We start from the raw sequence: 12,750 nt of genomic DNA, 5'->3' as shown, positions 1-12,750 counted from the left end.
TTTTTCTCCTGGGTTATTATTATACTCAATATTATAATAATAATCTAAAAATTTTTCTCTGATTTTTCAACAAATTTCTTTGAAGGCGGAATTTGATATAAAATAGACTGTAATATTCGCTTAGCTCTCTCTTTTTGTAAATAGGTTACACCTTTAATATCCTTATTTAATTCATCTATATATTTTTTTGATATAGTAATTGCATTTTTTGGTATTATGGGTATTTGTACTCCATCTAATTCTGATGGAACTAGAGTTGATAGATGAATCCCAGCTGTTGGGAAAGTCACACTCATTTTAACATTATTAAGTAATGTTTGATTAATATCGGCTCTAAATGCAAAGATAACAGTAGAATTTGGTTCCTTTATTGGGTTCCCAACACAATAAAATCGTTCAAAATCAAAAGTATCTAAAGGTATTTTTATTTTTTTTATTAATGTACCCTTTTCTAGTAAAAGAGAATCATTTTTATATATTTTCTCTATAGGTACAAGCTTAGTTACAATTTTATTTTTTGATAAATCTAATAATTCAAGACTAGCTCCCATACAAGTTAATGTTCCAGGGAGAGAGTATCTAATGTTGTTTGTAGCAAGGGCTCCTCCTATTGTAATTTGATTTCTTACAATATGTGTCGCTGTATTGCTTAAAGTCTCTAATAACAAGTCATTGAAGGCAAGCGTTCCAATTTCTAATAACTTATTAGTTGTTACCATAGAGCCAACTTCAACATGTTTAATATTTCTTGTTACTTCAAATAAGTCTTTTATTTTTTCTAAAGAGATAATTTTTTGTGTATTATTAGATGGATATAATGAATGATTTTTCATTAAATAAGTGCCCCCAGCAAAAAATATTGAATCGGGGTTTTTTAATACAACTTGATGTAATTCATTTATTGTATCAGGTATGATCAATCTATTATTTCTATAATACACGGCGTTTTATCCTATCTTCTAATGCTTTAGTAACTATGTTATATAAATCTTTTGAGGTTAAACAACTGCAACTATTTAGAGAGAATTCTCTTTGTGCAGTTTCAAAATCAATTTGATTTTTTTCATCATCATCTATAGCTTTTGTTAAAAACTTTTTAGATAAATCATCAATATTGTTATCTATTCTTTTAGTTTTAGCTTTTAATAGCATTGATTCTATAATAAGAGTTTTTGCTTCATAACAAATTGGACAAGGTTCACAATTTAATAAATCATAAGTCCTTCTTATATTTCTATAATGAGCACTTTGCATAAAAGCATCAAAAGTTGTTACGGTTTTCCCTTGCAATTTATATGCTGGAATTAAACAACTTAGTACTGGCTCTTTTTCCAATATTACCAGACAGTTCCCACAAACATTATGAGAACAATTTCTAATTGGAATGTCAATATTTAAATCTTCATATAATATTTGAGATAAAGGTTTCATTTCATCTACAAATAATTCTAAGGCTGTTTTATTTAATTTCATCGATAATTTAATCATACTGACTCTCCAATTTTTGATAAAATGCTTTCACTCGATATTGGTAAGTTTTCATTATCTTTATTTAACGCCATTTCTAAAGCAGTGTTAAATGCTGCTGTTACAACACCTTTAAGTCCACTTGTTATACTATCACTAATATTATCATATTTATGCTCAACTTTGATATCGACTATAAAATTGTCTCCATATGCTATTTTAGCTCCTAATTCAATTAAACAGTTAATAATAACTTGTTTAAGATTCGAAATATAGGCTTTTTCATTTACTAAGCTTCCTATGGAGCAATTAGCCCATACTCTATAAACAATAGCATCAAGAGTTATTGGATCAATACTAGTTTCTATAATTAAAGATATCCATGATTTGCTTGAAAACAAAAAGTTTTTATTACTTTTTTTACTTCCACCGACAGTAACACTGATAGGAAGGCCTTCAATAAATCTTTTTTCGTTAATCTTTTTACAAGCCTGTTTTACTTGTGCTGCCATTATTCCACTATTAGTTGAGAGAACACTTGGTCCACTATCAACTAAATTCGGTCCATCTTCACTAAATGCTATATCTTCTTTTTTGACATCAAGTTCACTAGATATAATTTCTTTCCAAATCTCGCTTCCTTTTCCATCTGTAAAAAATGAAGTATTAAGTTCAACTTTCCCATCAAAATTTAATGTTAATGTAATTTTTGGAGTTGAATATATTTCATGAGTAGCTGAAAAGCCACTTATACTTGGAGCTATGGCTAAACCAATACCTCTAGCATAAGGTGTAAAGGTAGATAAGTTTTTATTAAGAGTTGAATTAACTTTATAAGCTGCATATTTTCTATTGAAGAAACTTCTTTCAACAAGATCTTGTAAAATTTGTTTTTGCTCTTGTATTGAATCAATTTCCATTATTTTTTTATGGATTGAGCTTTCATTTAAACTTTGAGAAATCCAAAAGAAGGGTGAGAGATTAAACTTTTTCCCAAGTTTTGTTGTATGAATTTGTGTTGATGCTATTGCGTTTACATAGCCAAGTCCCCCATAAAAATGGGCAGGTTCAAGTGAGCTTTGAATAAAATTGAAATTAATAGATATAGCTTTTAGATCATAAAGAGGAATTAACCCAGCTATATACTGTTTGCTCATTTCTTTAGAAAATAATTGATTAGAGCCTTGATCTATTGTTACATTAATTTTTTCAATGATTGTTTTTTTATCTTTAATAGAATACCAAGTTTCTCTTTCAATTGTAGTTTCAGGTCTAATACTAGTTAAGTTTTCATGTAAATATATTACTTTCTTTGTTTTGATAGCCGCTAATGCTGCAATGCTAGCTAAAATTGCAGGTTGAATTAACATTTCATCCTTTTTAGTATAAGTTGATTCTCTATGGACTATAATCTTTTTTTTGTTAAATCCACATACATTATTAACGGCAGAAGCTACTAAAGCTGGCCATTGAGTTGGACTGTAAATGTGTAGCATATCATCTTCTAAAGAGACAATAACTTTAGTAGTTTGATTTAAAGTTGAAGAAACTCTTTCGAAATTTATTTTTGATTTAAAATAATTATATTCGACTTCATGTATCTCTTTTTTTTCTTCATCATTTTCTTGTTCTTTTTCCTCTGTTAAAGCTAAAGAATTGATTTCAAGGATTTTATTTAATTCTTTTTCATATTCTCCTTCTTCAAAGTTGATAGTTATATTTTTTTTTGAATTTTCAACTTCATCTTTTTCTTGATAAGTTATTTCAATTTGTTTTATTAAAGCTTCTGCTTTTTCTAATGTTGGAGCAAAAATTCCAAATAAAGGTTGGTTTAAATAACTTATAGAGGAGGAAGCGATCAACGGTAAGGTTTCTTTTAATATTTCTATTCTATTAGAACCAATAATGTCTTTAGGTAGAATAATTAGACAATCGTCTGGAATTTGAGGAAGTTTAAATTGAGGATTTTTGGATACACCTTCCTTAGCTCTTACAATTAAACCATGAAGTGTACTCTTATTATTTAAAGAAATTGTCTTTTTTTTCATACATACCTCTTTGATAAAGGATATCATGAAAAACGTTTGATGGAAACTAGGAAAGTTTCATATCTTTTATGGAAAAATTATTAATTGTGGTGTACCATGTATCCATGAATAATAAAGATAAATTGTTAAAAGAAGTTCAAGATATTAGTAATAAATTAAGAGCTTATCAAAAAGCATATTATGTAGATAATAACCCAATCGTAAGTGATAGGGAATATGATAGATTATTTGATAGATTAGTAGATATTGAAAGAGAAAATCCGTCACTTAAATTTGAGGATTCTCCCACTCAAAGAGTAGGTAGTGACTTGGATTCTTCTTTTGAAGAAGTTACTCATACAATACCCGTTTTAAGTTTAGATAAAGCTTATAGTGGAGAGGAGATAATTTCTTGGATAAATAAATGTCAAACTAAAGAAGATTTAGATTTAAATTTTGTATTAGAGCAAAAAATAGATGGAATATCGATTGTTCTATATTACGAAAAAGGGATATTAAAAAGAGCTGTAACTAGAGGTAATGGATTAATTGGAAATGATGTTACAAACAACGTTAAAACTATCCAAGAGGTACCGCTTAGGTTAACTGAAGATATTGATGTTGCTGTTAGAGGCGAAATCTATTTAAGTAAAAAAGAGTTTGAAAGAGTTAATAAAACACTTGAACAACCTTTTGCAAATCCAAGAAATTTATGTGCTGGTACTATTAGAAGAAAAAAAAGTAGTGAAAGTGCAAAGATTAAGTTAAATATTTTTATTTATGAAGGCTTTTTCAATGAAGAAACGTATAGTTTTAGTTCTCATATTGAAATTCTTGCAAAGTTAAAACAATTAGGCTTTAGAGTTAATCCATCTTTAGCTATTTTTTCCAAAACTCGTGAAAAAGCTAAACAGTTATTAACTTCTTCTAATTTAGAAGGAAATAGTTATGAATTTGATAAAATTTATGATGAAATAAAAAAGCAAACAGAGGCAAGAGGTTCCCTTGAATGGGAAATTGATGGACTTGTTATAAAGGTAAATGAAATTAAGGTGAGAGAGGCTTTAGGTTATACTGTTCATCATCCTAGATGGGCAATCGCTTATAAATTTGAATCTCCTTTTTCTCAAAGTGTTGTAGAATCAATTGATGTTCAAGTTGGTAGAACTGGCAGGTTAACGCCTGTTGCAAGGATAACTCCGGTAGAAATTGGTGGCTCTACTGTTAGTAATGTTACTCTTCACAATCAGCAATATATTGATGAGCTAGAATTAGCTGTGGGTGATATTGTTGAAGTAAGCAAAAGGGGAGATGTTATTCCTGCAGTTGAGCAAGTTATAGAAAAAAATGAAATAGGAAATACAACTTATCAAATGCCAAATACTTGTCCTATCTGTTCTTCTTTAGTTGAAAATAGAGGTTCTCATACTTTTTGTCCCAATTCTTATTGCCCAAAACAAGTTTTTGGAAGATTAGAATTCTTTGTAGGTAAAGGACAAATGGATATAGATACTTTAGGTCCTAGAACAATAGAGGTTCTTTTAAAATTAGATTTGGTTAAAGATGTTCAAGATATTTATAATATTAATTTTGATAAATTAAGCTTAGAAAAAGGCTTTGGTGATAAAAAAATCAAAGCAATTATTGATGCTATAGAAAAAAGTAAAACCCAACCTTTTAGCAGAGTTTTAATTTCTCTTGGTATTCCTGAAGTTGGTAAAAAGATTGTAGATATGCTAATAAAAAATGGCTTAGATTCTATGGATAAACTTTATCAAGTTGTAGATGCTAAAGATTATGAAACTTTATGTAATATTCCTCTAATAGCAGAGAAGACTTCTAAAAACATTATCGATACTTTATCAGATCCAACCATGAGAGAGAGAATTTCTGCTTTAAAAAAATGCGGTTTAAACATGGAAGAAAAATATGAGGAAGATGAAGAAATAGAGAAAATCTTTGAAAATCAGGTTTGGGCCGTAACAGGATCTTTTGATGAGTTTAATCCAAGATCTTTAGCAATGGAGGAAGTTGAGAAAAGAGGTGGTAGAACTGTCTCCTCTATATCTTCTAAAACAACTCATTTGTTGCTCGGTAGAGGTGGAGGAAGTAAAAGAAAAAAAGCAGAGGCTTTAGGTGTTAAAATAGTTGATGAAGAAAATTTTCTCTCTTTATTAAAAAAAAATAAGGCTGAGAAAAAGCAATCAATAAGTTTTGAGCAAGGTGAATTATTTTAAAATATGTATAAACTTTACATAAAAATACGAAAAACCGCATAAATATATAGAATAATATAAGGATTTTCATTAATTTATAAAAAATCATTATTAGGGAGCAAAGTAAGAATGAATGAATTAGCTAAAGAATTGAATGAAACTTTGAAAGATAGTGTCGTTTATGATTTATTATCTGATTATGGCAAGAGAATGTATTTTCCTAAAGGGATTGTAGCCCAAAGTGCTCAAGCAAAAGCGAAAGCAACACGCTATAATGCTACAGTAGGTCAAGCTTTCAAAAATGGATCTCCTCTATATTTAGATGGGATATATGATAATTTTGATAAGGATAAAATAACTCCAAGTGAAATTTTTACATATGCACCTGGTGGTGGTCTTCCTAAACTAAAAGAGCTTTGGAAGGAAGATATGATAGAAAAAAATCCTTCTTTAAAAGGTAAAAGTTTTTCACTTCCTGTAGTAACTGGAGGACTTACTCAAGCTTTATCGATTATTTTAAGATTATTCTTAGATGAAGATGATAGTGTTTTACTACCTCATTTATTTTGGGATAATTATGATTTAATTATTAAAGAAAATGTTAATGCCTCTTTTACAACTTTCCCTCTATATGATGAAACTAGAAAAGCTTTTAATGTTGAAGGCTTTAAGAGTGCTATCGAAAATTCTACAGCTAAAAAACTTGTTGTTCTTTTAAATTTCCCGAATAATCCTACAGGTTATACACCAACAAATGATGAAATGGATAAGATAGCAAAAATTTTAATTGATGCAGCTAAAAAAGGTAGAAAAGTCTTAGCTATTTGTGATGATGCTTATTTTGGTTTGTTCTATGAAGAAAATACTGCAAGAGAATCTTTATTTGCTAAATTAGCGGATTCTCATGAAAATCTATTTGCTGTTAAAGGTGATGGTGCAACAAAAGAAGCTATGGTTTGGGGCTTTAGAGTAGGCTTTATAACAGTATCAACAAAAGGTTTTACTCAAGAGCAATATGATGCATTTAATAAAAAGATTTTAGGTTGTATTAGATCTTCTGTTTCTAACTGTAGTAAACCTTCTCAAAGTTTATTAGTTAAAGCTTTATCAGATAAAGCTTCATATAATAAAGGCAAAGAAGATGCTAGAAAAGAAATGGAATTACGCTATCGTTTGATAAAAGATAAACTAAAGGAAAAAGAATCAATTGATTATCTCAAACCGCTTGCTTTTAATAGTGGATATTTCTTATCTTTTGAATGTAAGGGTGATGTAGAAGAATTAAGAGTATATCTTTTAGAAAAATATAATATTGGTGCTATAAATATTATGAACAAAGTATTTAGAGTAGCATATTGTTCTGTAGATTTAGAAAATCTCGGAGATCTATTTGATATAATTTATAAGGCTGCAGGAGAATTATGGACTTAAAAACTAAAATTTACTTAGTTAATCAAGATAATGAGAAATTTATGGGCATTGGAGTTGTATGGTTGTTAGAAGGAATAAAAAAACATTCCTCACTTCGCTCTGCAGCTACTGAGTTAGGAATTTCATATTCAAAGGCGTATTCTATGATGAATACGCTTGAGAAATCTTTGGGTAAAGTAATTTTAGTTAGAAGAAGAGGTGGTTTTTCAAGACAAGGGGCCTATTTGACTGAATTTGGAGAAGACTTTCTTAAAGCATATAAAACTTTCCATAATGAAATAAAGGAAATAACAAAAGAGCCATATAATAAATTTAATGAAGATTTAAATGCTCTTTTAAATTGTTATGATGAAGATGGGAACAAAATATAAAAGTTTACAGAATTTTCAAAAAACATTAAACTTTTGAACTGTGCTGTTTATATTAGGAGGAAATAGATAATGAAAAAAAATCCAACTGAAGGATTGAAATATGATTTTGATATAACTAATTTAGGGGAGCCTAAATTATCAACACCTATTATAATGAGCGATAGCCAAGGTGATGGAAGAGCTGATTATGTAAGTGATGATGACAGATTATTTTTTAGTGTAGATTCTCAAATCAATGAAAAGGGTGAAAGAGTTCCATTAATTCAAGATACTGTTGAAAAAGCAGGACCTAGAAAAAAAATTTATTTTAATCCAGCACATGTTCATGCTGCAATTTGTACATGTGGAGGAATTTGTCCTGGTTTAAACAATGTCATTAGATCAGTTGTTAGATGTTTTTGGTATAGATATGGAGTTAGGAGAATTAGTGGTGTTCAATTTGGCTACCGTGGTTTATTAGAAAATTCTCCTTGGCCTTTAATTCCTTTAGATCCAGACGTAGTTGATGATATTCAAGAAAAAGGTGGAACAATCCTTGGCTCTGCTAGAGGCGGGGGAATGCAAGTTGATGAAATAGTTGATTCATTAGAAAGACTTAATATCAATATTTTAATTTCAATCGGTGGTGATGGTACTTTAAGAGGTGCTTATGATATCGGCGAAGAAATTAAAAGAAGAGGATTGAAGATTGCAGTTATTGGTGTTCCTAAAACTATAGACAATGATTTATCCTTTATTCAAAGTTCTTTCGGTTTTGATACTGCTGTTGGTGCTGCTGTACCAAGCGTTAGAGGGGCCCACGTAGAAGCTAAGAATTCAATTAATGGAATTGGCCTTGTTAAGGTAATGGGTCGTGAAAGTGGTTTTATTGCAGCACACACATCTTTAGCACAAAGTGATGTTAATTTCTGTTTAATTCCTGAAAATCCATTTGACTTATATGGTCCTAATGGTTTATTTGCACATTTGAAAGAAAGAATAATGACAAGAAAGCATGCTGTTATTCTTATAGCTGAAGGAGCTGGCCAAGAATTAGTTCCTGCTACAGGTAAAAAAGATGCATCAGGTAATGTTAAATATGGTGATATTGGTATTTTCTTAAAGAGTGAAATAAAGAAATTCTTCGATGAAGAAGGAATTGAAGTTAATATTAAATATATTGACCCTTCATATATTATTAGAAGTGCTCCTGCAAATTCATTTGATTCAATTTACTGTGCTAGACTTGGAGCTCATGCAGCACATGCTGCTATGGCAGGTAAAACACAGTGTTTAATTTCTCAAATTAATAATAGATTTGTACATATTCCTATTAAACAAGCTGTTAGCAAGAGAAATCATGTTGATATAGAAGGTAGTTTATGGAGAGATGTAATTGAAAATACTAGACAACCTTTTTCCATGAAAAATGATAAGAATATAGATTAAAAGGTGATAATATTTAGTAAATAAATAGTAAAAAATCAATTAATTGTATATTTTTTTTAAAAAAAGGGTTGAACAAAAAGCATAATTTTTGTATCTTACGCCTTGTAAGAGAGTTAAAAATTCTTTGTTGAATTTTCTCTTCAACCTCCTTTTGTTTTGCCTCGGTAGGCTTTTACCTCCTTTTAGTCTACTGAGGATCTTTTTTTGTCTAAATTAATTGATTAATATTCTATTTTTATTCCAGTGCTAAATTGAAAGTCATTATATGAGTTTGCTGAGGCTTTTAAGTCTTGGAAATACATATATGATAGAGTAGTTTTATTCGAAATATTTATGTGTTTGTTCTTATACATAGAATAATCTAAAGAACTGTGAATTATATGTTTAATAGAATAAATTCCATTTTTAAATATTGTTTCACCATAGTTAGGCATTCCATCATTTGTATAAGATCCTCCACCTTCGTTATGAAGTGGTGTAAAAATATCTACTTCACCTTTTATAGTTAGTGAATAATATAATAATGCTGTGAATTTATTTAACCTGTCATATTCTGCTTGAATTTTAAATGCAACAGTATCTCCACCTTCTGAATAACCGATGTATGTGGGCTCAATAACATAACTTTGATTTATAACAAAAGTTCTATCAAATACTATAAAATCAACGATATCCCTTCTATATAAACAAGGTAGAGTATATAAGCCTTCAACAGATAAAGATAAAATATCATTATTTACAGGGACTATATAATTTAAGCCAGTTGAAAGACCCCATGCACCAGATTGGCTGTCACTTTCATTTGGGGCTCTTGCTTGGTCTAATACAAATTGAGAGTACCAATTTACTCTATTAAATAAAAGAACTTCAGTTTCTAAAGATGCGATTGCATTAAACATTCCTCTCATATTTATGTTGTGATAAATATATGAAGGATTGAAATACAAGAAGGAATTCATATCATTTTGATACATAACATTTTCACTTACAGCAAACCTAAAAAAATCAAAAGGCATGAATTCTAATCTATGAGCTAAAAACATTTTAATTTCAGTATCAGCATCTTCACCACTTGAGGTTTTAGTATTTAAAAAGGCAATAGTATTGTTAATATTAAACTTTTGAGAATAAACTTTTAAGTTAACAAAATTATTTTTTATATGATCATCATAAATAAAATTACCTATTATACTATTTCCCCAATTAATTTTATCTTTTGAATAGTTAAAGTTAATATTCTTACCACCTATAGAAATTATTGATCTTTTTGGTGTATCAAAATCTATGTATTTACTTGCAATAGGTATATTAGTTGAGAATATCTTATTATATTGATTTGTTAGGATGTTATAAGTTATTTTATTATCTGTTAAAGCTATACTTGTTTCACCATTAACATCTCCATATTTAGTAATAAAATCTGAATCTTCTAAATAGTATCCAGCTTCATCGCTAGGTTCATATTTTCCTTGCATATATTGCAATTCGCTACTTGTGAAAAAAATATCATCAACAGAAAGAGTTAGCCCTAATTTTAATAAAGGCATTCTATCTTCTTGATCATAAATCCAATCTCTAAATGTAGTAACATCTTCAGTATTTGTATGTGAATACATTTCAAGGCCTGAAGTTGCATTAAAATCAAGCGAAGAATAGTCATCTAATTTGAATAAGTTATCTTCTTCATCTAATCTTTCTAAAATATAATTGTAATATTTTATCCCTGTTTTGCTTAATGAATTATAATTAATTTCATTTAAATATAACTTCATTTGGCCAATCGAATAAGGTTTTGCTGAAGTTGGGGGAATTTTTGAATCTAAAATATACACTAAATCAATGTAATCATATATTTTATCTTCAATTGGTAATATCTGTTGATCTTCAGAATAAAGATTGAAAGATATTACCAATAATAAAATTATAAAAAGTGTTTTTTTCATTTATTGTCCTATATACTGTAAGAAAGGCTAAGAACAAGTTGAACGTCTGAAGTTTTTTGTCCTGAAACATTTTGATAGTTTTTAATGTTTATATAATCAACTTGCATAAAGCAACTTAAATTTTCATTTACTTCATAATTAGCACTTGCCCCAATTACTAATGTTTTAGATACTGCATTTCTATCATCTGGGTCTGATGTTGGCTCTCTAGATGATAAAGAAGTGTTATTATTATTTTCATTGTTTGTCCCAGGATGATCTGTTGTTGGAGTAGTATATGTACTCTCATCATCACTAGTACTTATAGATTTCCAAGTTGTATATTTATCAAAAGTTCCATGAAGCATATAGAATATATTAGCTTGAATATTCCATTTACCATAATTTTTAATAGATGAATTTAAATTAAATGTTATAGCATCCCCACCATATTTATATCCTAAGAATTCATTATGATACCAGGTACCACCATCAACATTTGGTGAAAATTCTCTAAAAGCAACAATATAGTTAATACCATAGTCTCCTACCTCTTGTGAAGTGCTCGTACTTGTATCTCCATTTCCTCTTAAATATAAATAGGGATCAGTGAAGGCAAATTCTAAGCTAGTATTTCCTTTATATACATCAAGTACATCATAATGATATCTAATACCAGCTAAATATCCAAAAGCATTTGGGTATGCATTTGAAGAGGTTGAGCCAGGTGCAGGTTCTCCAGGAAGGGCAAATTCATCAACTACCATTTGCCCATAAATATTAAAGTTTTTAAAAGCTGTGTAATCTGCTTCTAAAGAAAGCATGGAATTTGCATTTCCTCTAATATAATAATCATGGAAAATTGCTGTTGGGGATAAATATCTTAAATCTAATACATTATCTAATGATGAGTACATAATAGTTTCAGATAAAGCTAGTGTTAATTTATCATTAAATAATCTACCTTCTCCTCTGTGAGCAATAAGGGCATATGTTCCTTGAACTTCACTGCTTTGTCCAAGGCCAGTTGTAGGATCTCCATCACCACTACCATTTATTCCATCATTTATATAGTTACTTGGGTGAGGGAAAAAGGCTGTTAAGAAAGTATATTTAAATTGGTTCGAAAAGTTTGTATATCTAAGTTGATCTAAATATGGTAGGTTATCTCCAATTAAAAGGTTTGATGCAACGCCATTTCCCCATCTAACTCTATCTCTACCAATAGAGAGAGAACTTGACTCATTACCAAAGGCTATAAAAGCTCTATATGGCATATTCATATCTAAATCTTGTATATCATTTGGAGGAAGTGCTATAACATTAGTAGAAAAAATAGTACTGCCAAAGGTGTTTTTAAGAGAATAGTTGTTTCCTATAGAGAAATTACCTAGACCATAAAAATTACTATTATTCCAAGCTTCAACTCCAATATTTATTAAAGGTTTTTGATCTAAAAAGTTGTATTGAAAGTTTTCTCGTCTAAGGAAGTCTGTTGTCTCAGAGTGAACATATCCTTCTAAATTGAGATCAACACCCCAATCGACTTTTCCATATTCATTTGAGTTTTTGTCATCTATAGAAAGACTTTCTGTAATATAATTATAAACAGCTTGGTCAGCTTTACTAAATTTCCTAGTATCTAATAAATCTAACATCATTATCAACTCTGCATCTGAATAAGGTGCGGCAGCTGATGGCAATCCTAGAGATTGTGATAAATAGAGATCACGAATTCCCTTATATATGTCGTTGTCGACGTGTTGAATTTTTTGATGATTGTCAAAAGCAAAAATGTTATTGGAACAAAGAATACCCATTAATATAATATATGTAATAATTTTTTTTATTTTCATCAAAATACTCCTATATTTTATACAATTAGTTA

General features: G+C 29.3%; 9 protein-coding genes. 4 read left to right on the top strand and 5 right to left on the bottom strand.

The window, feature by feature from the left end; genetic code table 11:
- Positions 1-44: 44 nt before the first annotated feature.
- The 3 genes from ACZ5SO_RS12535 to ACZ5SO_RS12525 are packed head-to-tail and all read right to left on the bottom strand — an operon-like array spanning position 45 to position 3,515.
- On the bottom strand, positions 45-941 hold the full coding sequence (locus ACZ5SO_RS12535) for an FAD binding domain-containing protein (protein WP_464625037.1): 897 nt from the start codon (positions 939-941) through the stop codon (positions 45-47).
- Positions 931-1,488 (bottom strand): (2Fe-2S)-binding protein, encoded by a 558-nt coding sequence (locus tag ACZ5SO_RS12530; RefSeq protein WP_464625036.1) that lies wholly within the window; start codon positions 1,486-1,488, stop codon positions 931-933. Before ACZ5SO_RS12530 ends, ACZ5SO_RS12535 begins: the two co-directional genes overlap by 11 nt.
- A complete protein-coding gene (locus ACZ5SO_RS12525; protein ID WP_464625035.1) occupies positions 1,485-3,515 on the bottom strand; it encodes a molybdopterin cofactor-binding domain-containing protein in 2,031 nt (676 codons plus the stop codon). Before ACZ5SO_RS12525 ends, ACZ5SO_RS12530 begins: the two co-directional genes overlap by 4 nt.
- A gap of 104 nt (positions 3,516-3,619) precedes the next feature.
- Here ACZ5SO_RS12525 and ligA point away from each other — a divergent pair, with 104 nt between their 5' ends.
- The 4 genes from ligA (at position 3,620) to ACZ5SO_RS12505 (ending at position 8,940) form a co-directional block, all read left to right on the top strand.
- On the top strand, positions 3,620-5,731 hold the full coding sequence (gene ligA / locus ACZ5SO_RS12520; protein ID WP_464625033.1) for an NAD-dependent DNA ligase LigA: 2,112 nt from the start codon (positions 3,620-3,622) through the stop codon (positions 5,729-5,731).
- A 108-nt stretch (positions 5,732-5,839) separates the two neighbouring features.
- Positions 5,840-7,141, top strand: coding sequence for an aminotransferase class I/II-fold pyridoxal phosphate-dependent enzyme (locus ACZ5SO_RS12515; protein ID WP_464625032.1), 1,302 nt, complete (start codon positions 5,840-5,842; stop codon positions 7,139-7,141).
- A complete protein-coding gene (locus ACZ5SO_RS12510) occupies positions 7,132-7,512 on the top strand; it encodes a winged helix-turn-helix domain-containing protein (protein WP_464625030.1) in 381 nt (126 codons plus the stop codon). Before ACZ5SO_RS12515 ends, ACZ5SO_RS12510 begins: the two co-directional genes overlap by 10 nt.
- 69 nt (positions 7,513-7,581) lie before the next feature.
- Complete coding sequence (locus ACZ5SO_RS12505) at positions 7,582-8,940, top strand: ATP-dependent 6-phosphofructokinase (protein WP_464625029.1); 1,359 nt, start codon at positions 7,582-7,584, stop codon at positions 8,938-8,940.
- A 221-nt stretch (positions 8,941-9,161) separates the two neighbouring features.
- On the opposite strand, the gene ACZ5SO_RS12500 is transcribed toward ACZ5SO_RS12505, so the two are convergent.
- Complete coding sequence (locus tag ACZ5SO_RS12500; RefSeq protein ID WP_464625028.1) at positions 9,162-10,883, bottom strand: hypothetical protein; 1,722 nt, start codon at positions 10,881-10,883, stop codon at positions 9,162-9,164.
- 8 nt (positions 10,884-10,891) lie between these two features.
- Positions 10,892-12,718 carry a hypothetical protein gene (locus tag ACZ5SO_RS12495; protein ID WP_464625026.1) on the bottom strand — a complete coding sequence of 609 codons (1,827 nt, stop codon included), beginning with the start codon at positions 12,716-12,718 and terminating at the stop codon, positions 10,892-10,894.
- Positions 12,719-12,750: the final 32 nt, after the last annotated feature.

Source organism: Pleomorphochaeta naphthae, from assembly GCF_055396005.1.
This window is presented reverse-complemented; position numbering and strand designations above follow the sequence as displayed.